The sequence below is a fragment of the Yinghuangia seranimata genome (assembly GCF_029953285.1).
Classification (GTDB): Bacteria; Actinomycetota; Actinomycetes; order Streptomycetales; family Streptomycetaceae; genus Yinghuangia; species Yinghuangia seranimata.
In genome coordinates, this window is record NZ_JASAOI010000057.1 from 74,094 (window position 1) to 97,039 (window position 22,946).

Genomic DNA, 22,946 nt, shown 5'->3' on the forward strand with positions numbered 1-22,946 from the left:
GGGCGCCGTCAGTCCGACTCGTCGGCGCCGACCGCGGTCAGGCCGCCCGCCTCGTCCCGGAACTCCGTCCCGCAGTCCGCACACGACCACTGCGGCGAGTCCGAGCTGACGACGCACCCGCCGAGCCGGACCTCGCCCGCGGAAGCACGGTCGAACAACGACGGCGCCGGATACCCGTACACGATCGGCAGCAGACGCCCCTCGCACCGTGGGCACTTCTCGTCCATGGCCACTCCCCCATGTCGTCGCCGCGAAGACGGTTGATGCGGCTCATGATGCCCGGACGGAGGAGGCCGCGGCGACGGATTTGGCGGCGCGACGGCTCAGGACGCGTCGACGAACGCGCGGGCCGCCGCGAGGGCGGCCTGGCCTGTCGCGTCGGGGCCCTGCGTCTCGGCGTCCGCCAGCGCGTCCACGAACGGCCGTAGCCGCGCGGGGTAGTCGAGCTCGGCGGCGGCCTCCCGCACGATGAGCGTGAGGCCCTCGACCGGGTCGAGCGTGCCGTCGACGATCCGCCCCGCCCACCACAGCGCCGCCTCCCAGCGCGCGGCGTCGAGGACGTCGGGCAGCAGCGGGACGAGGCCGAGTTCCTCGGCGGCCCGGGCGAACAGCTCGCGCGCCTCGCGGTGTTCGCCGCGCGCCAGGCCGGCCAGCCGGGTCAGGGACGGCGACTCGACCCCGGCGAGCACGGCGTCGAGCGCGAGTTCGACGAGCCGCGCGTCGGACGGCCGTTGCCATGCGGCGCCCGCCAGGTCGGCGGCGGCCAGCCGCAGCAGGCTGAGCGCGACGGTCGCGTCCATGGGGGCGGCTCCTCCAGGGTGGGTCCGGGCTCAGCCGATCAGGTCGCGCTTGGGCCGGACCACGCAGAACTCGTTGCCCTCGGGGTCGGCGAGGACGAGCCAGGACTCGTCGCCGGTCTGCCCGACGTCGACCCGGCGGGCGCCGAGGGCCAGGATCCGCTCGATCTCGGCCTCGCGGTCGCCGGGGACGTCGGGGTCGGCGTTGAGGTCGAAGTGCAGCCGGTTCTTGCCGGTCTTGCGGGTCTCCCCGGCGGGCATGAAGCACAGCCCGAACGGCGCGTCCACCGCCGGCCCGACGACGACCTCGCGCGGCTTCGCCGACAGGATCGGCCAGCCCAGTACCTCCGACCAGAACCCGGCGAGCCCGGGCAGGTCGTGCGCGTCGACGACGATGTGGTGGATCGAGACCGGCATGCCCGCCAGCGTACGTCCCCGGCGTCCCGGCCTCCCGCCCGCCCGGGCGGCTCGCCGCGCCGACGTGGCGCGGGCGGGTCAGGGCACGACGTCGACGTGGTCGCCCACGTCCAGGTAGTTGAAGAACTTCACGGCCGCGGCTTGCGACAGGTGCACGCAGCCGTGCGACAGGGTGGACAGCGAGCCCTCGTGGAACCCCACCGCCGTGGCGAAGTTGACGTAGAACGGCATCTTGGCCTTGTAGATGCTGCTGACGTGGTGCTCGTCCTTGGACTGCACCGAGAACCGCCCGACCGGGGTCTTGTGGTGCGGCCGTCCGCCCAACGCGGGGACCGACGTCACGATCGACTTGTTCGGCCCGAGCAGCCAGGCCCTCTTCTGGGACACGGAGAAGCACGCACGCGCCGTGTCCCGGCAGCCCTTCGGCACCGGCGGCTCGGTGGTCTCCTTCTTCGCCGGCTTCGCGTCGTGCTTCTTCTGGTGCTTCGTGTGCTCCTTGCGCATGAGCCGGGCGGTGTGCCGCCGAACGGTCGGCACCTGCGCGGGCTCGGCCACGTCCGCGACGCCGGAACGCGCCGCGTTCGCGTCCGCCTGCCGCTCCTCCGCCGCGTCCGGTTCGCCGACGGGGAGGACGCCCCCGACCGGCGCGCCCGAGCGCTGCTGCAGGACGTGGGTCAGCTCGTGCACCAGCAGACCCCGCCCCTCCGGGGTGTGCGGCGCGTAACGCCCTTCGTCGAAGACGATGTGGTGCCCCACGGTGTACGCCTCGGCGTCGACCGCCCGCGCGGACTCCGCGGCGCGGGCGTCGGTGTGCACCCGCACGTGGCCGAAGCTGCGACCGAACCGCGGCTCCACCGCGCTGCGGGCGGCCGCGCCCAGGGGGCGGCCGCCCGAGCCGAGCACATGGTGCACGATCGGCGGCGCGACGGAGGGCGCTCCGGTGGCCGTCGCACTCGCCGAGCGGCGGAGCGGCCCCGCGTGGTCCTCGGCCGCCGTAGGGCCTGCCCAGGTCTGCGTCATGGTGGTGCCCCCTCAGGCCGCGCGGGGCCGCGGTGCGGCGGACACGCAAAGCGCCGCGGACGACTCACGGCCAATGTACCGGTTGGGGATAGTCGCACCGGGGCAATCCACCCGTTCGGGCCAGACCTCGCGTCGCGGTCACCTAGCGCGCGGCGACGGCCTCGATCTCCAGCAGCCAGGTCTCGTCGTAGATGCCGGCGATGACGACCGTCAACGCCGGGGCGTGGTCGCCGAGTGCCTCGCGCCGGATGGCGGAGTTCTCCGCCCGGTACGCCCTGTCCGACAGGAACGTGGTCACCTTGACCAGGTCGGACAGCCCCATCCCGTGATAGGCGAGTGCCGCCGCCACGTTGGCCCACACCTGCCGGCACTGCGCGGCGAACCCTTCGGGGACGCTGCCGTCCGGCGCCACCGGAATCTGTCCGGAGACATGCACCAGGCGTGCGGGGGCGGCGACTTCGTACGAGTGACGGTAGCCGCCTCCGTCGGGGACCATCGGGCCAGGGGTGATCATGCGGGCATCGTCGCAGCGCGACAGAACCGCAGCAACGGAATAGCGCGCTTCGCCGAGCCGATCGAGGGCCTGACTATCCGCTGCGACGCCACACCTCGGGCCTGCCTGGGACGCCGTGGCCGGCGGTCGTGGCGATGTACCGCGCTGGGAACCCTCACTCCGGCGCGGGAGGACGGGGCCCTCAGGCGCGTCCGGGTACCGGCGCGGTCGCGGCGACGGCGAGCGTGAGCAGGTCGGGCAGCGTTCCGGTGAAGTCGTCGAGGAGGTTGGCGACGACGACCCAGGCCTCGGTGGAGACCGGGCCGTGAACGTCGATCAGGTCGCGCACGGCCGACCGGGCGTGCGGGTCGTCGGCGAGCATGCGGCGCCGGCACGAGCGGAGCGCGGCACCCGCCGGGCGGCCCTGCGTGAGCACGTCGGCCAGCGTGAGCAGGCCTCGGTCCAGGCAGGTGTCGACCCACGTCGCGGTCTCCGGCAGGTCGGCGCGTGCCGAGTGGTGCTCAAGGCGCGGCAGCGCCGCGGTCTCGAGTGCCGCGCGCGCGGAGCCGGGCGAACTCGCGGCCAGCGTCGGGGCGAAGCGCTCCGGCGCGGCGGCCAGCGCCAACGCGGCGACGGCGTCCGGCATGTCGGCCAGCCCCAGCAGGCGGGCCCATTGGTGAGGCGCGGCATCCGGACGCGAGACCATCTCGTGGACGGTGGCCCATGCCGTGTCGCGGTCGGCGGCGAGCATGCACACGAGACTGCGCCCGGACCCGCGCGCGAAGTTGTCGGTCACCAGCGTCCGGATCATCTCCGCGGAGGCGGCGCGCACCGCGGCGGGATCGGCTGCCGTCACCGCCGGGCCGAGGCCCTCGACGACGGCGGCGCGCGGGCCCGGGGCGCGGGACTCCGCGGAAGCGGGCTCGGTGCGGAGGAACCCGGCGGCGAGGTCGAGGCGGCCGAGCTCGACGAGACGACGGCACGCGGCGACCTGGTGGGCGACGCACAAGGCGCCGTCGCCGCACAGCACTTCGCCGATCAGCGTCGGGTCGTCGCCGCCCAGCAGGTCGTCGAACACACCGCGGCCCCCTTCGCAGCCGATGTCCGTGCCGTCCCAGGCGCCGCCGTGCAGGGGCACATGCCCCGGCTCCCCCGGCGCGAGGGACATGCGGGACACGATGAGGCGACGTACCCCCTCGGAGGTGCCCCATCGGCGCAACAACGCCACATCGACCGCCGGGTTGCGCCACGCGACGGCGATCTCCTGGATGTCGCCACGTCCGCCGTACAGCGCGAGGAACGCGAGAAGGGCCGACTCGTCGGCGATCCCGGCGAACGCCGTGGCCAGTTCGGCCGGTATCGGGTAGCCCAAGCCGAGCCGCAGGATCTCGGCGTGGACGGCGGAGCGGCCGGTGCTCGTGCCGTACGGGAGATCGCTCAGCTCGGCCTTGTGCCGTGCCCAGCCGGCGTGCAGCGCGTGCTCCCAGCCGCCGAGCGGACTGGATTCGCCGGTGTCGGGCAGCGCGGCCGCCACCTCGGAGACGATCGCGCCGAGCCGGGCGGGCTCGGCCAGGCACAGCACGAAGGCCCAGGGTGAGCCGGTCTCGGCCCACTGGTTCGGGAGGCCGCGCGTCGAGTGCGGCGCGGCCGGTTCGATCAGCGGAGGCGGGGGCGGCGGAAGTTCGGCCGGCACGGGCCCACTCGCGGCGGCGCGCAGCAGTTCGGGCACGGTGCCCGCGAACCCGGTGCGTACGAGTGCGAGCAGGGCCAGCCAGCGCGCCGGGTCGTCACCGAGTTCGGCGCGTACGGCGTCCGCGAGCCTGTCGTGCGCCGCTTGGACGCCCGGCAGTTCCGCGAACTCGGGCGTGCGCCAGGCGATCGACAGCGCGAAGAGCACCGCCGGGGCGTGCACGGCACGCGTGTACACGTCGTCCGCGGTGAACGTGCCCGCGTGCAGGCCCGCGAGCAGCGCGCCGGCGTGACCGGCGGCGGGGCCTTCTCTGCGCAGCACGGCGAGTCCGGCGGAGGCGGGGCAGCGCGGGTCGGCCGCGAGGATGTCGGCGGTCTCGGAGTCCAACGGGCGCTCGTGCAACAGCCGGACGAAGGCCTCCCAGTCACCCTCGTTCCACGCCTCGAACGCGACCGCGGCCAGGCGGTCCCGGATGCGACGGCGGCGCGGGCCGTAGCTGTGGTGCCGGCGCGCCCGGACCACGGCCTCCGGCGGCCGCGCGTCGACGAGCCAGGCGTGCACCGCTTCGGGCCGCTGCGGCACCGGTTGGAAGCGCGGCCCGCGGACGACCCTGGTCGCGTGCGCGGCCACATCGCGGTTCGCGCTGTCGAGTGCCGGGCCGAGCCGGCGCCGCGAGCGAGTCGCCAGCAGGGCCGCCTTCAGCGGACCGCCGACCCGGCCCGCGACCATCCTGCGGCGCACGTCGGTCGGCGCGGCCGGGTGCATGTACGCGGCCGCGCGGACCTCGGGGTCGGGCGCCGTGGCCAACGCCTCGAACACGTCGCGGCGCGGCAACGGATGCTCCAGCAGCGCGAGTCCGTCCTCCCGGCCGCCGTGCTCGACGACCCAGGAAAGCAGCGCCCGACGCGCCTCGCCCTCGGCGGGCGGCATCCCGGCGAGCGCCTCACGCCGGCGCCGCGCCGGGAGCCGTTCGACGAGCGCGACCGCGTCGCCCGGAGGGAGGTGGTCCAACAGGCAGTTCAGGTCCGTGAGTGTGATCGACACAGGCCGCTACTCCGCCGCGTCGCGATAGCGCACGCGCTTGAACGGCCAGTCCGCGGCGAGCCACGCGGCGACGGCGTCGTGCAACGGCCCGTCCAGATCGGCGCGGTCGGCGCTCACCCACGAACTGACCTTGGCGGTGCCGTCCTCGGTGCCGTCCGCGGTGCCGTCCTCGGTGCGCGACGGGTAGATGTACACGCAGCCGACGACCACGCCCGCGTCGTCGAGGACGGTGTACGTGAAGCCGCGCCGCGCCGCGAAGTCGTCGGCGTGCCGCTGCAGATCCGCCAGGTTCGCCTCGAGGCTCATCCCGTCGACCGGAGGCCACTCGCCGTCGAATCCCGGCGTCGCGCGGATGTGCGCGATGCTCGACGTCCACGCCGCGTGGTCGGCCTCGTTGTGCTGCGGTCCGAGCGGCTCCAGCCGGTACCCGGCGCCGCTCGGCGCCACCGGTGCCGCGAACCCGTCCGGGACGAATCCCTGCTCACTCATGGCGTGAGGCTACGCCGACCGGCCGGACGTCCTCGACAGGTTTGCGGGCCGCGCCACCGGGCGGCTCGGCGTTCACCGTCGCAAAAGACGCGTTCCGAGGTTGGCCGTTGATCGCGGTCCGGCGCGGGCGGCACAGTCGAAGGGCAGTCACCCCACCGGCGCGGACACGCGGCGGCCCTCACGGGCCGCCGCTTCGGCCTGCCCCGCGCGCCCACAGCGCGAGCGGCGCACGACGCGCCGACGACACAAGACACAAGACGCAAGACGCAAGACACAAGACACAAGGAGCTTACGGAGATGACGATTCTCGACGCGGACGCCGCGTCAGCGAGCGGCGTCGCCCCCACCCCACGCGCGAGTCCGGGCCCGGAGCCGGTGCCCCGACGCACCTGGTTCGGCGTGGTGGCGGTCGCCGTCGGCACGTTCGCCATGGTCACGGTCGAGCAGCTCCCGATGGGGCTGCTGACGTCGATCGGCGACGGGCTGAGCGTGTCGGAGGGGACGGCCGGCCTCATGGTCACCGTGCCGGGCCTCGTCGCGTCCGCCGCGGCGCCGCTGCTGCCGGTCGCGATCGGCCGGCTCGACCGGCGCACGGTGCTGATCGGGCTGCTGACGCTGATGGTGGCGGCGAACGTGGTGTCGGTGCTGGCCCCGAACTTCGCGGTCCTGCTGATCTCGCGGTTCCTCGTGGGCATCAGCATCGGCGGCTTCTGGGCGCTGGCCGCGGGCATCGCCGTGCGGATGGTGCCGGCGGAGCACGTCCCCAAGGCCACCGCGATCACCTTCGGCGGCGCCACCGCGGCGAACGTGCTCGGCGTCCCGGCGGGCACGCTCATCGGCGAGTTCGCCTCCTGGCGGGTGGCCTTCGCGGTGGTCGGCGGGCTCGGCCTGCTGGTGGTCGGGGCGCTGCGCCTGCTGCTGCCGCCGCTGCCGGCCGACGAGCCGGTGCGCCTGAGCGCGCTCGCCGCGCAGTTCCGCAACCCGACGGTGCGCACCGGTGTGCTGGCCACGTTCCTGCTGGTGAGCGGCCACTTCGCGGCGTTCACGTTCGTCAGCCCGATCCTCCAGGACGTCTCGGGCATCGGCGAGGGCCTGGTCGGTCCCCTGCTGCTGGGCTTCGGCGCGGCGGGCATCGCCGGCAACTTCCTGATCGGCGGCCTGGCCGGGCGCGACGCGCGCAAGGCGATCATCGTGATCAGCCTGCTGCTGGCCGCGATCCTCGCGCTGTTCCCGGTGCTCGGTACGACCGCCGTCGGCGGCGTGGTCCTGCTGATCGCCTGGGGCCTGGCGTTCGGCGGTGTGCCGGTCAGCGTGCAGACGTGGATCCTGCAGTCGGCGCCCGGCGAGACCGAGCCGGCCACGGCGCTGAACACGTCGGTGTTCAACCTCGCCATCGCGCTCGGCGCGCTGTTCGGCGGGCTGGTCGTCAACGCGAGCAGCGTCACCGTGGCGCTGGGCGTCGGCGCGGCGGTCGCGGTGCTGACCTCCGTGGCGGTCCGGAGCGCGCGAGGGCTCGGCCAGAGCGCCTAGCGGCCCGCACCTGACGACGGGTGGTGGACGCGGTCCGCGTCCACCGCTCAGGCGTCCGCCGCGGGTCCGCCGGCCGGTTCGGCATGTGCCGGCGGCCAGAGCGGCGCGGGCTTGGCGACGGTGCCGGGTGCCGAGGTCTCGGGGGCGATCTCCATGACGATGTCGGCGAAGGCGCGCACACGCTGGTCGCCGTCGTCCGCCTTGCGCCAGATCAGCCCGTGCTCGATGGGCGGCATGTCGGGGACCTTGATGAACGCGATGTCCGGCCGCTGGTAGAGGTATAGCAGCTGGGCGTCGCCGGGGATGATGGCGCGGCCGGACGAGACGAGGGCCAGGGCCTCGTAGTACGTGTCGCAGACCTCGGCGGACCGCATGATCGGCCGTCCGCTGGGCGTCCACCGGGGCATGTGGAAGTCGGAGAAGTAGGCGGGGACCGCGCCGCGGGGGGCGGCGAAGGTCTCGCCGGCGAGGTCCTCGAACGACACCGAGTCGAGCCGGGTGAGGCGGTGGTCGGCGGCGACACACATGTACCGCTCCCCGCGCGTGACGAGCCTGCCGACGGTCATGTCCGGCTCGTCGACCGGCAGCGCCATCAGCACCACGTCGACGGAGCCGTCGCGCAGTTGCGACACGTGTTGATGGAGGTGGGTCTCGACGACGCGCAGGCCGCAGGTCGGGTTCCGGAGCTCGAAGATCTCGCGGGCGGCGGAGACGAAGCGTCCGGCCTGGTGGCCCATGAATCCGATGCTGAGCACGCCGGTCATGCCGAGGCCGGCCAGTTCCGCGCGGTCGAGCGCCCGCCGGATCCCCTCGTACAAAGGCAGCAGGTCCTCACGCAGCGCCCGGCCGACGTCGGTCAGCTCGACGCGTCTGCTGCTGCGCGTGAAGAGCGTCACGCCGAGGCGCCGCTCGGTCTTCTGGATGGTCTGGGTGACCAGCGGAGGGGAGACGTGCAGGCGCGCCGCCGTACGGCCGAAGTGCAATTCGTCCGCAAGTGTCAGGAATATCTCTATCTCGGCACGTTCCAACATCCGCCCACCCCCACGATTCCACCGGCAAAGCTGAACAATCCTGCCGCACCCTTCACCCCGCCCGAATGATCGGGTCCACCTGTCGCGCCCCCGGGATGAGCGCAGCCGAGAGGCCGCCGCCCCGCGGCGTACGCGGAACGACGGCCTCTCGGACCCTGCGGATGCGCGGGCGCCTCAGGAGTGGCGGATGACGACGTTCCCCACGAAGCCGCCCTTGCCGTAATAGCGCAGCGCCTCGGGGACCTCGTCGAAGCCGAACTCCCGGTGCACCAGCGGCCGCAGCCGCGCGGACGCCACCACGCGGTTCATCGCCTCGAACTGCGCGCGGCTGCCCACGGCCAGCGGTCGCACGACCGCGCCCGCGTTGAACAGCGCCGCCGACGACAGCGCCGGACCCTCCGTGTCCGCGCCGAGCCAGTGTCCGACGAGCGCGATCTCGCCGCCGAGCGCGGTCGCGGCCAGCGACTGCGCCAGGTCGCCGACGACGTCCACGACCCGGTCGACGCCGCGGCCGTCGGTGAGCCGGCGCACCTCCGCGCCCCACTCGGGCGTGGCCCGGTAGCCCACGACCTCGTCCGCGCCCAGCTCGCGCAGCTGCTCGGCCTTGGCGGGGCTCGACGTCGTGGCGATGACGCGGGCGCCCGCCAGCTTGGCCAGCTGCAGCGCGAACAGCGACACGCCGCCGGAGCCGAGCGTCAGCACGGTCTCGCCGGGCAGCGCCGGCCGGCCGCCGGTGAGCGCGTTCCACGCGGTGACGGCGGTCAGCGGGAGCGCGGCGGCCTCGGCGTACGACAGGTGGTCGGGAAGCCGGACGAGGCCCTGCTCGCCGGCCAGCGCGAGGTCGGTCAGCATGCCGTCCCGCCAGCTCCCCAGCTGGGCGGCGTAGTCCAGGCCGAACGGGCCGTCGATCCAGTCCGGGAAGACGGTGGCGGCCACCCGGTCCCCCGGCGCGACCCGGGTGACGCCCGGGCCGATCGCCACGACTTCCCCGACGCCCGCGCAGCCGGGGACGACGTCGTCGCGCACCGGCAGCGGGTAGTCGCCCTCCAGGACCAGCAGCTCGCGCATGCTGAGCGCGGTCGCGTGCACGCGCAGCAGCACTTGGCCGAACGCGGGCCGGGGGTCGTCGTGTTCACGCAGCGTCAGTCCGTCGATGCCCGCACCGGACCGCAGGTGGTAGCTCTTCATGGTGGTGCCCCTCGTTGTTCGCGGATCAGCGGGTCGTGCGGCGTCGCCGGGTCACGGCGTCTTGCCGTAGCCGAGCGCCTCGACGATGCGGCCGTCGCGGATCTCCATGAGGTTGACGCCGAGCATCCACACCGAGTCGGCGTGCGCGTCGCCGAACACCTCGTTGACCTCGCCGGGCTGGAACGCCACGCGCCACTTGATGACCGCGCGGTCGCCGAAGACGTACACGTCGGTCGGGGTGAAGGTGGTGTTCAGGTCGAGCGCGAGCGCCCGCCAGAAGCCCAGACAGGCGTCGAGGCCCTCGTAGCGCGTGCCCTCGGGGGCGGGCTGGACGCTGACCATCACGCAGTCCTCGTGGACCAGGTCGTCGAGCAGCTCCGGGGCGCGCTTGGTGAAGGCGGCGTTGAACAGGTCGATGACCTCGGCGGTCGAACGGGTGCCGGCGGGCGCGGTGTTCGCGTTGTCCGCGGCGCTTTCGGGGTGCGCGTGCGGTGTGGTGCTCATGAAGGTCGCCCCATTCCTGGTGGTTGTGTGCCGGATGGCTTCACCAGAGTCCACAGCCGGTGACCCGAGCGGAAACAACCGTTAGCTGGCACCCTCACAACGACCTTTTGTGACCGGGAGGGCGAGATACATGTCACGCTCCGTCGACGTCCGATTCGCGCGGGCCGCCCGATCGCGGACAAAGCGGGTCCCTAAAATCGGCTCATGATCGACGTGGAGGTACGGCATCTCGAGTCCTTCGTCGCGGTCGCCGAGGAAGGCAGCATCACCCGCGCCGCCGACCGCCTGCACCTGACCCAGCAGGCCGTCTCCGCCCACGTCAAACACCTCGAACGGGCCCTCAAGGTCACGCTGCTCGTCCGCACCCGCCGCGGCGTGCTGCTCACCCCCGCCGCGGACGAACTCCTCGCGGGCGGGCGCGACGTCCTCACCGACCTCGCCGCGCTCGTCGAGCGGGTGCGCAACAAGGCCGACGAGCGAAGCAGGACGCTGCGCCTGGCCTGCTGCCCGTACGCCACGGCGCTGTTCGCCGCCGTCGTCGCCGACTCGCTCGAGGCGACGGTGCCGGGCCTGGCGGTCGAGCTGACCAGCGTCCGCACACCCCGTTGCGAACTCGCCCACCTCAACGCGGGGGTCGCCGACGCCGCGTTCATGTGGCTGCCCGTCGGCGACGTCGGCCTGCACTCCGCGCCGGTACGCACCGAGGGCCGCGTGGTCGCGCTGCCCGCCCGCCACCGACTGGCCGACCGGGCCGAGGTGGCCTTCGCCGACCTCGCGGGCGAACCCGTCGTCTCCCCCGACATCTTCACCTCCCCCGAGGCCGAACGCGCCTGGATCGCCGACCCGCGCCCCGACGGCAGCCCGGCCCCGCGCGGGCTCACGGTCGACAAGGTCGAGGACTGCCTCCTGATGGTGGCCCGCGGGCGCGGGGTCTGGCTGGCCCCGGAGACGCTGGCCCGCTGGATCCCGGCCGTGAACGTCCGCTGGGTGCCCGTCGTCGACGCCGAGCCGGTCGACTTGGCCGTCGTGTGGACCGACCGCGCCCCCGGAGACCTCATCGCGACCGTCGTCGACGCGGTCCGCACCGCCCTCGCCGAGGCCGGCGGGGACGGGCTCCGGGTCGCGTAGATCCCCTCCGACATCCGGAATATCCGCGCGCCGATCGGGTTGCCGGGTGCTGTGTAGGTGCGCCGGCCGGACGGAAGGCCGACCGATCTGCGCCGGAATCCACGGAAATCCAAGGAAAAGAGTGTCACAAATGCGCGTGTTGCTGATGGCCTACGGGTCGCGTGGGGACGTCGAGCCGATGCTGGGACTCGCCGCCCAACTGCGGACGCTCGGCGCGGACGCCCACGTGTGCGCGCCGCCGGACTTCGCGGCGCTGGTGAAGTCGGCGGGTGTGCCGTTCACGCCGATCGGCGCGCCGGTGCGGCCGGTGGTGAAGGGGACCGTGACCGGGACGGCCCCCGTCCCGACCGAGGGCCTGACCGAGCGCGCGGCGGCGCTGGTCGCTACGACGTACGCGGCGGCGGCCTCGGCGGCCGAGGCGGCCGACGGGTGCGACGCGGTGGTGGCGACCGGCCTGCTCCCGGCCGCGGCCGCCGCACGCTCGTTCGCCGAGCAGCGCGGCATGCCCTACGTCTTCGTCTCCTACTTCCCGGCCTACCTGCCCTCCCCGCACCACCCGCCGTTCGCCCGCCCGGGCCGTCCGTTCCCGCCGGAGGTGACCGACAACCGGGCGCTGTGGGACCTCGACGTCGACAACATGAACGTGCTGTTCGGCACCGGCCTCAACGCGCACCGCGCCACGATCGGCCTGCCCGCGGTGGAGAACTTCCGCGACTACGTCCTCACCGACCGGCCGTGGCTCGCCACGGACCCGACCCTGAGCCCGTGGCTGCTGCCCGCGGACCTCGACGTGGTGCAGACCGGCGCGTGGATCCGATCCAGCGAACGCCCGCTGCCCGCCGAGCTGGAGGCCTTCCTGGAGGCCGGGGCGCCGCCGGTGTACGTCGGCTTCGGCAGCCTCCCGGTACGCGACGCCGACCAGGTCGCGCAGGCGGCCGTCGAGGCGGCCCGCGCCCACGGCCGCCGCGTCCTCGTCTCCGGCGGCTGGGCCGACCTGGCCCTCGTCGACGACCAGGACGACTGCCTGGCCGTCGGCGACGTCAACCACCACGCGCTGTTCCCCCGCGTGGCCGCCGTCGTCCACCACGGCGGCGCGGGCACGACGACCACGGCCGCCCTGGCCGGAGCACCGCAGGTGGTCGTGCCGCAGATGGTCGACCAGCCCTACTGGGCAGGCCGCGTCGCCGATCTGGGCATAGGCGTCGCCCACGACGGCCCGAACCCGACGTTCGAGTCCCTGTCCGTCGCGTTGAAGACGGCCCTCTCCCCCGAAACCGCCGCGCGCGCCACGGCCGTCGCCGCCGAGATCCGCCCCGACGGCGCGGCCGTGGCCGCCCAGCTGCTGCTCGACACGACGGGGAGCCACACCTCCAACTGAGTACCCCCGTTTGCGCGCGAGGCCGTCCAGCACTCCACCTTCTTGCGTCATGAGCAACATCTCATGCTCCGCGCAGACGTCCGGCGACGAACGCGGCGAGCCGCCCGCCGAGAGCGAGACCACGAACGTGGCCGTGATCGGCGGCGGCCCGGCGGAACCAGCGCGCGGCGCGGGTACACCACCGGACGCGCGTCAGCTGCGCGCGATCCCGTCCATCGCCCTCTGCGGCCCGACGACAGAGACCCGTCAGGACGTCGTCAGGCCGCCGTGCCGCGCTCCTTGAGCTGCTCCTCGTCCAGGTAGGCGTCGGTCTGCTCGAAGTCCTGAAGCCTCGCGGGCCGGCCCGTCTGGAAGCCCGTGCGCACGAAGTCGTCACCGGCCGTGGCGTTCAACGCCCAGTTCACCAGAACACGGGTGCGGGCGGTCACCGTCGGCAGCGCCATGACGTGATACCCGCGCGCGACAGCCTGCGCCGGAACGCCCGACAGCTCGACACCCAGCGGCTTGGACACCGCGTCCTTGCCACCGAGGTCCACGACGAGGCCGAGGTCCTTGTGGAAGTACGGCCGCAACGTCCCGCCGCGCAGCCGGGCGACGGCGTTGTCGGCGAGCACCTTCCCCTGGCGCTGCGCGTGCTGAGCCGTCGGCGGCGTAATGGCGTCGCCGCCCTTGGACAGATCGGGAACGGCCGCGGCATCCCCGGCCGCCAGCACGCCGTCCAGCCCGGGGACGGTCAACTCGGCGGTGGTGACCAGCCGTCCGCGCAACGTGTCGCCGGACAGCTGGTCGACGAGCGGGCTGGCCTTGACCCCCGCAGTCCAGATCAACGTGTGAGAAGGCAGCACCCGGCCATCCGTCAGCGTGACGCACGTAGGTTCGATCGAACTGACCGACGTCCCGAGAGAGAACAGAACACCGCGCCGACGCAGCATCTGCATCGCCTTCATACCCAGCCGGTCACCGAGCTCGGGCAACAACTTGGGAGCGACATCGACCAGGTGCCACTCGATCAACGACGGATCGAGCCGCGGATACCGGCTTGCCGCAGCCGTCGTAAGCCGCTGAAGGCACGCCGCGGTCTCCGTCCCGGCGTAGCCACCCCCGACAACGATGAACCTCAACCGGGCCTCGCGCTCCGCCGGATCCGTCGTAACAGCGGCCAAGTCGAGCTGCGAGATGACGTGATCGCGCAAGTACGCGGCCTGGGCCAGCGTCTTCATCCCAAGCGCGTACTCGGACAGACCCGGGATGTCAAACGTGCGCGTAGTACTCCCCGCAGTGAGCACAAGCTGGTCGTACGGCACGTCCACCAGTTCCCCGGTCGTCTTCCGGACGACGCACACCTTCGCCGCCGTATCCACCCCGAGCGCGACACCGGGCAACAACCTGGTCCGCCGCAACCGGCGACGCAGCGACACAGCAACCGACTGCGGCGTCAGCACCCCCGCCGCGACATGCGGCAGCAGCGGCAAATACAGCTGGTAGTCCGTCGGCGTAACGAGCGTCAGCTCGGCCTCAGCCGGCGCGAGCTTCTTCTCCAGCCGGTGAAGACACTCGACGCCGGCGAACCCACCACCGACCACGACGATCCTGGGACGCGACATCGAGTGCACTCCTAACGCCGAACGGATCCACCGCGCGGGCACGCGGCACGCGCTTGCGAGCCTACGTAGATCACCTGCCCCCGCCTCGCCGCCCGTCGGCTACCCGCCCAACCCCGGTTCATCCCGGCGATCACCGCTCGCTCGCCGTACCCACCGGCTCAGGCCGCGGCCGGCTCCAGGAAGTCCCGTACCAGCCGGGCGAACTCCTCCGGTTGTTCGACGCGGACGACGTGGCCGCTGTCGAGTTCGGTGTAGGTGCTGCCGGGGATGCCTTCGTACAGTTCCCGCACCTTCTCGACGGGGATGAGCACGTCGCGGGTGCAGCCGACCACGAGTGTCTCGGCCTGGATCTTCGGCAGGTAGTCGCGGACGTCCAGGCGACGGACGAGGTCGAGCTGCCGCAGCACGCCCGGGGTCGGACGCATGAACGCGACAGTCTCGGCGACCGCTTCGGGGCTGATGCTGTTGAGGTGCCGGCGGCTGAAGGCGAGCAGCGCGGCGTACCGCGCGAAGGCTTCGGGGTCGTCGGCGAGGCCGCGCCAGAGCGCGAACGTGTTGCTGAGGTGCGCGTCCCGGGTGTGGCCGGGGCCCGCCACCAGGATGAGGCGGCGCACGAGTTCGGGACGGGTGGCGGCGAGGGCGGCGGCCGCGGCGGTGCCGAGGGAGAAGCCCAGGACGTACGCCGGCCCGGAGCCCGAATGCTCGATGACGGCCGCCAGTTGCTCGGCGTGGGCTTCGACGGTGAGTTCGCCTCCGTCGTCCTCGACCCGTTCGCTGCCGCCGAGGTCGGGCAGCAGCACGGTGTACCGGTCGGTGAACCTCCCGGCGATGGCGTCCCACGTGACGGATCCCGGGCCCGTGCCGTGCACGAGGACCAGCGCGGGGCCTACGCCCTGTGCGCGGTACGGGACGCGGGTGTTTCCGACGGTGAGCTCGGGCATGGGGGTCCCTTTCAACAGATCACAGACGTTCGCGAGCCATGACGGCCCGGGTGGCCCCTCGGACAGGGCATGCCAATGACTCTAATCGAGTCACTTGCTGTGCGGCAACTCTATTAGAGGTATCGATGTGATCGACCGGGCCGGTCTCGTCCACGGCATGTCTCTCCGGTCCGACACCCCTTTTTGGTACAGCCAGCACCACCACGCACTCGGGTACGCAGGGCACCGCTTTACGGCCGCCGCGAACCTACGGTCGATCGTGTGACAACGCACATCGACGAGAAGCGCCATGAACAGCGCGACGAACACGCCGTGACCATCACCGGGTTGACCAAGAGCTTCGGCACCGGCGCGACACGGTTCCGGGCGCTGACGAGCATCGACCTCACCGTCGCGCCGGGGACCTTCACCGCGATCATGGGGCCGTCGGGCTCGGGCAAGACGACGCTGTTGAACTGCCTGCTGGGCCTGGAGAAGCCCGACTCCGGCTCGATCCGCATCGGCGGCACGGACATCACCGGCCTCGACGAGACGCGCCTGGCCGAGATGCGGCGTTCGCACATCGGCGTGGTCTTCCAGTCGTACAACCTGATCCCGTCCCTCACCGTCGCCGACAACATCTCGCTCCCGCTGCGACTGGCCGGACGCCCGATCGACCCGCGCCGTGTACGGGAACTGGCCGAGACCGTCGGTGTACGGGCCACGCTCGACCGCCGCCCCGCCCAGCTGTCCGGCGGCCAGCAGCAGCGCGTCGCGTTCGCGCGGGCGCTGGTCACGGACCCGGAGCTGATCGTCGCCGACGAGCCGACGGGCGCGCTGGACACCGCGTCGAGCGACGTCGTCCTCGGCCTGCTCCGCTCGATCGTCACCGACCTCGGGCAGCGGGTGCTGCTGGTGACCCACGACCCGCGCGCCGCCGCGGTCGCGGACCGTGTGCTGTTCCTGCGCGACGGACGCTGGCACGGCGAACTCCGCGGCGCCACCGAGGCCCAGATCGCAGCGACCCTCACCGAGCTCGGGCGCCGCTCGTGAAGACGCTCGCGCGCCTGACGCTACGCGCCCGCCGGGGCCAGGTCGCCGCGCTGGCCGTGACCGTGTTCTTCTCGGCCGTCCTCGTCGGGGCGTTCGGACTCCTCCTCGAGACCGGAGCCCGCGGCGAGGTCTCCACCGGCGAGTACCACGCCGCGCCGCTGCTGGTCGCCTCTCGGCAGTCGGTACCCGTCGACGACGACGTCGATATGACGGTCCCCGGAAGGGCTTTGGTGCCCGCCCCACTGCCCGACGAGGTCGCCGAAGCGCTCCCCGGGTCCCGGGTCGTCGCCGACCGCATCGTCGCCGCGGTCCTCGCCACCCGCGCCGGCGACGCCGAGCAGGTGGACGCCCACCCCTGGTCGGCGTTCGCGCTCGGGAACCGCCGACTGGCCGCAGGACACGCACCCGCAGGCCCAAACGAGGTCGTGCTGCCCGCCCGCCTCGCCCACGCCCGCGGTCTGGCGCTCGGCGGCGAGGTCCGGCTCGGATTCGGTGACCAGCCCGTCGAGTTCACCCTCGTGGGCACCACCACCGCCGACGACGCAGGCGTGGACGTCCCGGACGTCTACCTCAGCGACGCCCAGATCCAGGTGCGGGGCAACCCCGACCGGAGAGTGGCGGCAATCGGCATCTGGCCGCAGACCGCGGCCGACACCAAAGCACTCGCCCAGCTGGCCGAGCGGAACGGCGCGAGACTGTGGGACCGCGGCGACCGAGGCCCCGTCGAGGCCGTCGCGCAAGGCAGGGCGAAGGGAACGCTCGTCTCCGCCGCCGGCGCGCTCGGCGCCATCGCCCTCATCGTCGCCGTCTTCACGGTCATCGCGCTCACGTCCCTCCAAATCCGTGAGCGTTCCCGCGAGTTGGCCATGCTCCGCATCGTCGGCGCCACGCCGCGCCAGGTGAAGCGGCTGCTGCGCGCGGAGATCCGCATGGTCGCCGGGCTCGCGGGTGTCTCCGGCGGCATCGCCGGACCGTTCGTAGGTGCGGTCATGCTCGGCGTCATCCGGTCCTGGGGCGTGCTCCCCCGCACCCTCGAGCCGGTGTTCGGCCCGCTGCCCTTCGTCGCGGCGGTCCTGACAGGTTTCCTCGCCGCCGAGGTCGCCACCCGCGTCGCGGTACGACGAGTCGTACGCGACAGCCCCCTTGCGCAACTCGAGGACGGCGACAGGAGTCCCACCGACGCGCCGCGCACGGGACGCCGCGTCGTCGTCGGAGTCGGGCTCCTGGCCCTGGGCGTCGTGATGGCGCTGGCGCCGACGTACACCTCCAACATCGACGTCGCCAGCGGACTGCCCGGCATCTCCGGACTGGTGATGGCCCTGTCGATCGGCCCGCTGAGCCCGCTCGTCGTACGTGCGGCGACGCGCATCGCGCGCCGACCCGCCGCCCGAACCGCCGCCGCCTACACGGCACTCAACAGCGTCCGCCACCGCGCCGCACGCGTCGGCGGCGCGCTGACCCCGATCGTGCTCGGGGTCGCGCTGAGCGCCGTCCAGCTCTCCGGCGCGGCGACGGCCGGCGCCGTCGCGGACGCACAGCGCCACGCGGGCAGTCGCGCCGACCTCACCGTGACCGCTCCCGGCCCGGGTATCGGCGCGCGGACGGCCGAACTCGTAAGCAACGTACCGGGCGTCGGCTCCGCCACCCCGTTCGTGACCACCGGCGTCATCGTCCAGACATCCCCCGGCGGCGGGAACGGCCCCCAGACCCTGAAAGCGCTCGGCATCCCCGGCGGCGAGGCGGAGCACTACGCCGACCTCAGGCCCACGAAAGGCGGCGGCCCGATCCGTCTCGCGCAAGGCGACGTAGCGCTCGGCGTCCTCGGCGCGGCCCAGGTGGGCACCCACGTCGGGGACGACATCACGATCACGCTCCCGGACGGACGGGCCGTCAAACGGCACGTCACCGCGCTGTACGAACGCGGCCTCGGCTTCGGCGACGTGCTCCTCCCCCTCGCCGACGTACAGCCGGCCACCGCTTCCGGGCTCGCCTCCGGACTGGCCGTCACCGTCCCCGCGTCCGAATCGATCACGCGGGTCGAGAACCGCATCCGAGCCCGACTCGCGGACATGCCAGGGGCCGACGTCACCCGCTCCACACCCGACGACGGCGGCGACGCCTCAGCCGGCGAAGCCAAGTTCGGCCTGCTCATCCTGCTGGTCCTCTTCGGCTACATCGCCATCGCCGTCACGAACTCACTTGTCACAGCCACGCTTTCCCGCCGACCCGAGTTCGCACTGCTGGGAGCCGTCGGCGCCACACCACGCCAACGCCGCGCGATCCTGCGCTGGGAGGCCGCCGTCCTGGCCGCCACCGCCTGCATTGTCGGGACCGCGTTCGCACTGCCCGGGCTCGTCGCCATGACCTATGCCCTGAGCAACGGCGAGAGCTTCGTGCCCGCGATCGACCCCGTGGTCTTCACCGGCATCGTCACGTTCACGTTCATCCTCGTCTTCACCGCCACCGCCCTCGCGGGCCGAGCCGTCATGCGCGACCGCCGCTAGGAGCGTGGGGACCGGCCTACGGCTTGACCAGTCCGCTGCGGTACGCCAGGACGACGAGGTGAACGCGGTCGCGGACGCCGAGTTTGGCCAGCAGCCGGGCCACGTGGGTCTTGGCGGTGCCGGGGCTGATGTGGAGACGGCGGCCGATCTCGGCGTTGGACAGGCCTTCGGCGACGAGCAGCAACACCTGGTGCTCGCGATCGGTGATCACATCCGTGACGGACGCGGCGTCTTTAGCCGGGAGTTCGGCGCCGGTCACGGCCGGAGCAGCCGGAAGAACCGACACAGCGGCGAAGTCCGCGATCAGCCGACGGGTGATCGCAGGTGCCAGCAACGCGTCACCCCCTGCAAGCACCTTGACGCCCGCGATGAGATCGGCGGGAGGAACATCCTTGAGAAGGAAGCCACTTGCCCCGGCACGCAACGCACCGTACACGTACTCAGCCAGGTCGAACGTGGTCAGCATCAGCACCCGAGCAGCGCTCGCGCACGTGATCGCGGCAGTCGCCTCGATGCCGTCCATGTCCGGCATGCGGATGTCCATCAGCACGACGTCGGGGGCGGTGGTGCGGGTGACGGCGGCGGCTTCGCGTCCGGTGGCTGCTTCGCCGACCACGGCCAGTTCGGGATCCGTGCCCAGGATGCCGGCCAGTCCGGCCCGCACCAGACGCTGGTCGTCCGCGACCACGACGCGGATCGTCATGCCGGGTACGGAAAGGTCGCCCGGACCCGGAAACCCCCGGTCCCCACCGGGCCGAAGTCCAAGGCTCCGCCGTACAGTTCGACACGCTCGCGCATGCCCGTCAGGCCGCGGCCGGGACGCACCCGCGCCTCCGCTCCGCAGCCTTCGTCGGTGATCTGGACGTCGAGCGCGGCGGTGCCGTGGCGCAGCGCCACCATGGCGGCGTCCGTCCCGGCGTGCCGGACGACGTTCGTGAGCGACTCCTGGATCACCCGGTACACGCAAAGCCCCAGTCCGGGCGCCAGCTCCCGGGAGGCCGCGCACGGCACCCCGCCGTCGTCGAGCTCGGTCAGGGAGACAGCCACCCCCGCCTGCGCGATGCGTTCCAGTAGTCGCGGCAAGTCCCCCAGCCCCGGGGCCGGTTGAAGGGAAAGAGCGTCGGACTGAGGATGCGTGCGCAACACACCCAGCATTCTCCGCAGTTCGTCCAGCGTCTCGCGCCCGGCGTGCTCGATGGCGTCGAGCGCGGCCGCGGCCTGATCAGGCTGTGTGCCGACGACGAGGTTGCCGTAGCCGGCCTGAACCGTGATGACGCTCATGCCGTGCGCGACCACGTCGTGCAGCTCGCGGGCGATGCGCAGCCGTTCCTCGGCCGCCTCGCGGCGCGCTTGGTCGACCTCGCGCCGCGCGGCCTCCGCCGCGGCACGCCGACGTTGGCCGTTGGCGTACCCGGCCACCCAGGCCGCAGTGAACGCGAACGCCACCGGGGCGATCGCACCGTTGTGTTCGAACCTCGGCAGGCCGGTCGCGCCCGCCGCCACACAGGCCGCGCCGAGGGCCGGTACGCCGACCCGCAGCGGCGTGCGCCCGGCCACCGCGTACAGCGCCCACACCGCGCCCGGCAGCGCAAGGAAGACGATCTGGGCGGACGCCGGCGCCAGGCCGTACGCCGCCAGCGCACACCCGGCCGCCGCCATCGGCCGCCTGCGGCACAGCGCGAGCGGGAGGGCCGCCAGCAAGGCCCCGGCCGCGGCCGCCGCGCGATGCGGCGTGTCGTGCACCAGCACACCCCAACTCAGCAGCGCGAACACAGCGGCAACGAGACCGTCCGCGAACTGCCAGTGCCAGGGCCGGATCGGCCGCACCGCGCGGGAAAGCCTGCCGAAACGCATCGCGGTATCGCGCAGAGGTGAGGGCATCGACTCGGCCATGCCCCGAGCGTAGGCGCGCCCCCACCCCGCGGCATCGCTCGCGAGGCGTATGCCGCGCGGCATACGCGCGCCCGAGATCAGGCCGCACGGCAGACGCGCACCCCGCCGCCCGGGCGGCAGCGTGGAAGCCGCCGGTCGGGCCTCGCCGCCGGAAGACCCCAGGAGGACACGAACGCCGATGATCACCGCAGCTCACCTCACCAAACGCTTCACCCGCAAACGCCGCCCCGCCGTCGACGACCTCTCCTTCACCGTGTCCCCCGGCCGCGTCACCGGCCTGGTCGGTCCCAACGGCTCCGGCAAGTCGACCACCATGCGCATGATCCTCGGCCTGGACACCCCCGACGCCGGCCGGGCCCTCGTCGGCGGGCGGCGCTACCGCGAACTGCGCTGCCCCCTGCGCACCGTCGGGGCGGTGCTGGACGCCGGGGCCGTCCACCCCGGCCGCAGCGCCCGCGACCACCTGCGCTGCCTGGCCGTCACCCACGGGATCGGCGTGCGGCGCGTCGACGACGTGCTGGCCGTGGTCGGGCTCGCCGACGCCGCACGCGCCAGGATCCGAACCTACTCGCTCGGCATGCGCCAACGCCTCGGCGTAGCAGCGGCGTTGCTCGGCGATCCCGCCGTGCTCGTCCTCGACGAGCCGGTCAACGGACTCGATCCCGAAGGCGTCCGGTGGATCCGCGGCCTGATGCGGGACCTGGCCTCGGAGGGCCGCACGGTGCTGGTCTCCAGCCACCTGATGAGCGAGATGGCGCAGACCGCCGACCACGTCCTGGTCATCGGCCGCGGCCGCCTGCTCGCCGACGCGCCGCTGGCCGAGTTCACCCGTGACGAGCCGTTCGAGGACGCCTACTTGCGCCTGACCGCCGACGTCGCCGACCACCGCACGTGCCCTGGAAGGACCCCCGCCCCGTGACCACCGATGCCGGGCGCGGCCCGGGTTTCCGCGGCGCCGTCGCCGCCGAACTGCTCAAACTCCGCTCCCTCCGCTCGACGTACCTCACCCTCGCCTTCGCCGTCGCGACGGGCCTGGTCTTCGGGATCACCGACACCGCCTCCACAGCCCGCCATTGGGCGACGATGACCGCGGCCGAACGCGCGGACTTCGATCCCGTCGGAACCTCGCTCAACGGCTACGAGTTCGGCCTGCTCGCCTTCGGTGTCCTTGGCGTGCTGGCCGCGAGCAGCGAGTACGGCACCGGACAGATCCGCGCCACGCTGACCGCCGTCCCCGACCGCGCGGCCGTCTTCGCCGCCAAGGCGCTCGTGGTCGGCGGACTCGGCCTGCTGCTCGGCGAGGCCGCCGCGTTCACCAGCTTCGGGCTCGGCCAATGGATGCTGGCCCGCGAGCACTTGGACGCCTCTCTCACCGAACCGGGCGTCCTGCGGGCCGTCGTGTGCGCGGGGCTGTACCTCGGCGTCATGGCCGTCGTCGGCCTCGGCCTCGGCGCGCTGATCCGGCACACCGCCGGCGCGATCGGGGCTCTGTTCGCCCTCGCCTACCCCGCCTATGCGGCGGCCCGGTCCTTCGAGTCGTGGACCTACCTGCCAGACCACCTGCTGCTCAGCAACGCCGCCACCGTCCTCGCCCAAGCGCACCCACCCGAGGCCCAACCGCGGGTCCCCGGGCTGGAGTTCGCCCTGTTCGACCTGGCGCTCTACACCGCGGCGGCGCTCGTACTCGGCGCATGGCGGTTCCGCCGGGACCCGTAAGAGCGACGGCCGGCATGCCGCCGCGAAACTCCTACGACACGTCCCGCTTTGCCGTCGCCAGGACGCGCAGGGCCTGCGTCAGCACCGCGGCCTCCCGGTCGCCGAGCGGGGCGAGGAACGCCCGTTCGGCGGCCTGGCGGGCCTCTTCCGCGTCGGCCCGCACCCGCTTGCCGCGCGTCGTCAGCTCGACGACGTTGCGGCGACGGTCCTCTTCGCTGCGGCGCCGCTCCACCAGGCCCTTGGCCTCCAGGGCGTCCACGAGCGCGACCATCGTCGTACGGTCGACGCCCAGCCGCTGCGCGGCATCCAGCTGCGACAGCGGACGGCTGGCGGCCAGCACCGCGAGGACCGCCAACTCGCGTGCGTCCAGCCCGAACCGGGCCAGCGCGGGCTCGGCGTGCTCGGCCAGCCGCAACTGCGCGTGCTTGAGCAGGTATCCCAACCGCGCGCCGAGCAACTCCTCGACCGCGCCCGTCCCGTCGTCATCGGCTGCCATGCCGCACATCCTACCTTTGAACTGATGGTCAGCGATGCTGACGATCATCTA

The 22,946-nt window shown here is 73.0% G+C and carries 23 protein-coding genes; 8 read left to right on the plus strand and 15 right to left on the minus strand.

Annotated elements, in window-relative coordinates:
* Positions 1 to 8 precede the first annotated feature (8 nt).
* The 7 genes from QI554_RS33765 to QI554_RS33795 form a co-directional block, all read right to left on the minus strand.
* Positions 9 to 227 (minus strand): hypothetical protein, encoded by a 219-nt coding sequence (locus QI554_RS33765; protein WP_281475620.1) that lies wholly within the window; start codon positions 225 to 227, stop codon positions 9 to 11.
* 96 nt (positions 228 to 323) lie between these two features.
* On the minus strand, positions 324 to 800 hold the full coding sequence (locus tag QI554_RS33770) for a hypothetical protein (RefSeq protein WP_281475621.1): 477 nt from the start codon (positions 798 to 800) through the stop codon (positions 324 to 326).
* Between the two features lie 30 nt (positions 801 to 830).
* Complete coding sequence (locus QI554_RS33775) at positions 831 to 1,214, minus strand: VOC family protein (RefSeq protein WP_281475623.1); 384 nt, start codon at positions 1,212 to 1,214, stop codon at positions 831 to 833.
* Positions 1,215 to 1,292: 78 nt separating this feature from the next.
* The gene (locus QI554_RS33780) at positions 1,293 to 2,234 is read right to left on the minus strand and encodes an eCIS core domain-containing protein (protein WP_281475624.1); all 942 of its coding nucleotides are present in this window, start codon (positions 2,232 to 2,234) and stop codon (positions 1,293 to 1,295) included.
* A gap of 142 nt (positions 2,235 to 2,376) precedes the next feature.
* Complete coding sequence (locus QI554_RS33785) at positions 2,377 to 2,748, minus strand: RidA family protein (protein WP_281475625.1); 372 nt, start codon at positions 2,746 to 2,748, stop codon at positions 2,377 to 2,379.
* A gap of 181 nt (positions 2,749 to 2,929) precedes the next feature.
* On the minus strand, positions 2,930 to 5,461 hold the full coding sequence (locus tag QI554_RS33790) for a hypothetical protein (RefSeq protein WP_281475627.1): 2,532 nt from the start codon (positions 5,459 to 5,461) through the stop codon (positions 2,930 to 2,932).
* Positions 5,462 to 5,467: 6 nt separating this feature from the next.
* Positions 5,468 to 5,950: an N-acetyltransferase gene (locus QI554_RS33795; RefSeq protein ID WP_281475630.1), complete on the minus strand. Its 483-nt coding sequence runs from the start codon at positions 5,948 to 5,950 to the stop codon at positions 5,468 to 5,470.
* A gap of 297 nt (positions 5,951 to 6,247) precedes the next feature.
* Between QI554_RS33795 and QI554_RS33800 the strand changes: the two genes are divergently transcribed.
* Positions 6,248 to 7,480: an MFS transporter gene (locus QI554_RS33800; protein WP_281475632.1), complete on the plus strand. Its 1,233-nt coding sequence runs from the start codon at positions 6,248 to 6,250 to the stop codon at positions 7,478 to 7,480.
* Positions 7,481 to 7,527: 47 nt separating this feature from the next.
* Here QI554_RS33800 and QI554_RS33805 read toward each other — a convergent pair whose 3' ends face one another.
* From QI554_RS33805 to QI554_RS33815, 3 genes are all read right to left on the minus strand, one after another.
* Positions 7,528 to 8,511: a LysR family transcriptional regulator gene (locus QI554_RS33805; protein ID WP_281475635.1), complete on the minus strand. Its 984-nt coding sequence runs from the start codon at positions 8,509 to 8,511 to the stop codon at positions 7,528 to 7,530.
* Positions 8,512 to 8,685: 174 nt separating this feature from the next.
* Entirely contained in the window at positions 8,686 to 9,699 is a 1,014-nt protein-coding gene (locus tag QI554_RS33810; RefSeq protein WP_281475636.1) for a zinc-dependent alcohol dehydrogenase family protein, read from the minus strand.
* Positions 9,700 to 9,750: 51 nt separating this feature from the next.
* A complete protein-coding gene (locus tag QI554_RS33815; RefSeq protein WP_281475638.1) occupies positions 9,751 to 10,203 on the minus strand; it encodes a nuclear transport factor 2 family protein in 453 nt (150 codons plus the stop codon).
* A gap of 204 nt (positions 10,204 to 10,407) precedes the next feature.
* On the opposite strand from QI554_RS33815, the gene QI554_RS33820 reads away from it, so the two are divergent.
* The 3 genes from QI554_RS33820 to QI554_RS33830 all read left to right on the plus strand — a co-directional run bounded on the left by QI554_RS33820 (position 10,408) and on the right by QI554_RS33830 (position 12,992).
* Entirely contained in the window at positions 10,408 to 11,331 is a 924-nt protein-coding gene (locus QI554_RS33820; RefSeq protein ID WP_281475640.1) for a LysR family transcriptional regulator, read from the plus strand.
* A gap of 130 nt (positions 11,332 to 11,461) precedes the next feature.
* Positions 11,462 to 12,709: a glycosyltransferase gene (locus QI554_RS33825; RefSeq protein ID WP_281475642.1), complete on the plus strand. Its 1,248-nt coding sequence runs from the start codon at positions 11,462 to 11,464 to the stop codon at positions 12,707 to 12,709.
* 49 nt (positions 12,710 to 12,758) lie between these two features.
* Positions 12,759 to 12,992, plus strand: a complete 234-nt coding sequence (locus tag QI554_RS33830; RefSeq protein WP_281475644.1) for a hypothetical protein — start codon at positions 12,759 to 12,761, stop codon at positions 12,990 to 12,992.
* Here QI554_RS33830 and QI554_RS33835 read toward each other — a convergent pair.
* Positions 12,967 to 14,313 carry an NAD(P)/FAD-dependent oxidoreductase gene (locus QI554_RS33835; protein ID WP_281475646.1) on the minus strand — a complete coding sequence of 449 codons (1,347 nt, stop codon included), beginning with the start codon at positions 14,311 to 14,313 and terminating at the stop codon, positions 12,967 to 12,969. The two genes, QI554_RS33830 and QI554_RS33835, sit on opposite strands and share 26 nt — an antisense overlap.
* 158 nt (positions 14,314 to 14,471) lie before the next feature.
* Positions 14,472 to 15,254 (minus strand): alpha/beta fold hydrolase, encoded by a 783-nt coding sequence (locus tag QI554_RS33840; protein WP_281475648.1) that lies wholly within the window; start codon positions 15,252 to 15,254, stop codon positions 14,472 to 14,474.
* Positions 15,255 to 15,515: 261 nt separating this feature from the next.
* On the opposite strand from QI554_RS33840, the gene QI554_RS33845 reads away from it, so the two are divergent.
* Entirely contained in the window at positions 15,516 to 16,286 is a 771-nt protein-coding gene (locus tag QI554_RS33845) for an ABC transporter ATP-binding protein (protein ID WP_281475650.1), read from the plus strand.
* Positions 16,283 to 18,790, plus strand: a complete 2,508-nt coding sequence (locus QI554_RS33850; RefSeq protein ID WP_281475652.1) for an ABC transporter permease — start codon at positions 16,283 to 16,285, stop codon at positions 18,788 to 18,790. The genes QI554_RS33845 and QI554_RS33850 overlap by 4 nt, the downstream gene beginning before the upstream one ends.
* Positions 18,791 to 18,806: 16 nt before the next feature.
* Here QI554_RS33850 and QI554_RS33855 read toward each other — a convergent pair whose 3' ends face one another.
* Together QI554_RS33855 and QI554_RS33860 are read right to left on the minus strand one after the other, a co-directional pair.
* A complete protein-coding gene (locus QI554_RS33855; RefSeq protein WP_281475654.1) occupies positions 18,807 to 19,493 on the minus strand; it encodes a response regulator in 687 nt (228 codons plus the stop codon).
* Complete coding sequence (locus QI554_RS33860) at positions 19,490 to 20,683, minus strand: sensor histidine kinase (RefSeq protein WP_281475656.1); 1,194 nt, start codon at positions 20,681 to 20,683, stop codon at positions 19,490 to 19,492. The genes QI554_RS33855 and QI554_RS33860 overlap by 4 nt, the downstream gene beginning before the upstream one ends.
* 178 nt (positions 20,684 to 20,861) lie before the next feature.
* On the opposite strand from QI554_RS33860, the gene QI554_RS33865 reads away from it, so the two are divergent.
* Positions 20,862 to 21,602, plus strand: coding sequence for an ABC transporter ATP-binding protein (locus tag QI554_RS33865; RefSeq protein WP_281475658.1), 741 nt, complete (start codon positions 20,862 to 20,864; stop codon positions 21,600 to 21,602).
* Positions 21,599 to 22,399, plus strand: a complete 801-nt coding sequence (locus QI554_RS33870; RefSeq protein ID WP_281475660.1) for a hypothetical protein — start codon at positions 21,599 to 21,601, stop codon at positions 22,397 to 22,399. The genes QI554_RS33865 and QI554_RS33870 overlap by 4 nt, the downstream gene beginning before the upstream one ends.
* Before the next feature lie 31 nt (positions 22,400 to 22,430).
* Here the strand turns inward: QI554_RS33870 and QI554_RS33875 are convergent, their stop codons facing one another.
* Entirely contained in the window at positions 22,431 to 22,895 is a 465-nt protein-coding gene (locus QI554_RS33875; RefSeq protein WP_281475662.1) for a MarR family winged helix-turn-helix transcriptional regulator, read from the minus strand.
* Positions 22,896 to 22,946 lie beyond the last annotated feature (51 nt).

Coding starts and splice junctions, on each gene's coding strand:
- QI554_RS33765 (WP_281475620.1), bottom strand. CDS start 227: ATGGACGAGAAGTGCCCACGGTGCGAGGGGCGTCTGCTGCCGATCGTG.
- QI554_RS33770 (WP_281475621.1), bottom strand. CDS start 800: ATGGACGCGACCGTCGCGCTCAGCCTGCTGCGGCTGGCCGCCGCCGAC.
- QI554_RS33775 (WP_281475623.1), bottom strand. CDS start 1,214: ATGCCGGTCTCGATCCACCACATCGTCGTCGACGCGCACGACCTGCCC.
- QI554_RS33780 (WP_281475624.1), bottom strand. CDS start 2,234: ATGACGCAGACCTGGGCAGGCCCTACGGCGGCCGAGGACCACGCGGGG.
- QI554_RS33785 (WP_281475625.1), bottom strand. CDS start 2,748: ATGATCACCCCTGGCCCGATGGTCCCCGACGGAGGCGGCTACCGTCAC.
- QI554_RS33795 (WP_281475630.1), bottom strand. CDS start 5,950: ATGAGTGAGCAGGGATTCGTCCCGGACGGGTTCGCGGCACCGGTGGCG.
- QI554_RS33800 (WP_281475632.1), top strand. CDS start 6,248: ATGACGATTCTCGACGCGGACGCCGCGTCAGCGAGCGGCGTCGCCCCC.
- QI554_RS33805 (WP_281475635.1), bottom strand. CDS start 8,511: ATGTTGGAACGTGCCGAGATAGAGATATTCCTGACACTTGCGGACGAA.
- QI554_RS33810 (WP_281475636.1), bottom strand. CDS start 9,699: ATGAAGAGCTACCACCTGCGGTCCGGTGCGGGCATCGACGGACTGACG.
- QI554_RS33815 (WP_281475638.1), bottom strand. CDS start 10,203: ATGAGCACCACACCGCACGCGCACCCCGAAAGCGCCGCGGACAACGCG.
- QI554_RS33820 (WP_281475640.1), top strand. CDS start 10,408: ATGATCGACGTGGAGGTACGGCATCTCGAGTCCTTCGTCGCGGTCGCC.
- QI554_RS33825 (WP_281475642.1), top strand. CDS start 11,462: ATGCGCGTGTTGCTGATGGCCTACGGGTCGCGTGGGGACGTCGAGCCG.
- QI554_RS33830 (WP_281475644.1), top strand. CDS start 12,759: ATGAGCAACATCTCATGCTCCGCGCAGACGTCCGGCGACGAACGCGGC.
- QI554_RS33835 (WP_281475646.1), bottom strand. CDS start 14,313: ATGTCGCGTCCCAGGATCGTCGTGGTCGGTGGTGGGTTCGCCGGCGTC.
- QI554_RS33840 (WP_281475648.1), bottom strand. CDS start 15,254: ATGCCCGAGCTCACCGTCGGAAACACCCGCGTCCCGTACCGCGCACAG.
- QI554_RS33855 (WP_281475654.1), bottom strand. CDS start 19,493: ATGACGATCCGCGTCGTGGTCGCGGACGACCAGCGTCTGGTGCGGGCC.
- QI554_RS33860 (WP_281475656.1), bottom strand. CDS start 20,683: ATGGCCGAGTCGATGCCCTCACCTCTGCGCGATACCGCGATGCGTTTC.
- QI554_RS33865 (WP_281475658.1), top strand. CDS start 20,862: ATGATCACCGCAGCTCACCTCACCAAACGCTTCACCCGCAAACGCCGC.
- QI554_RS33875 (WP_281475662.1), bottom strand. CDS start 22,895: ATGGCAGCCGATGACGACGGGACGGGCGCGGTCGAGGAGTTGCTCGGC.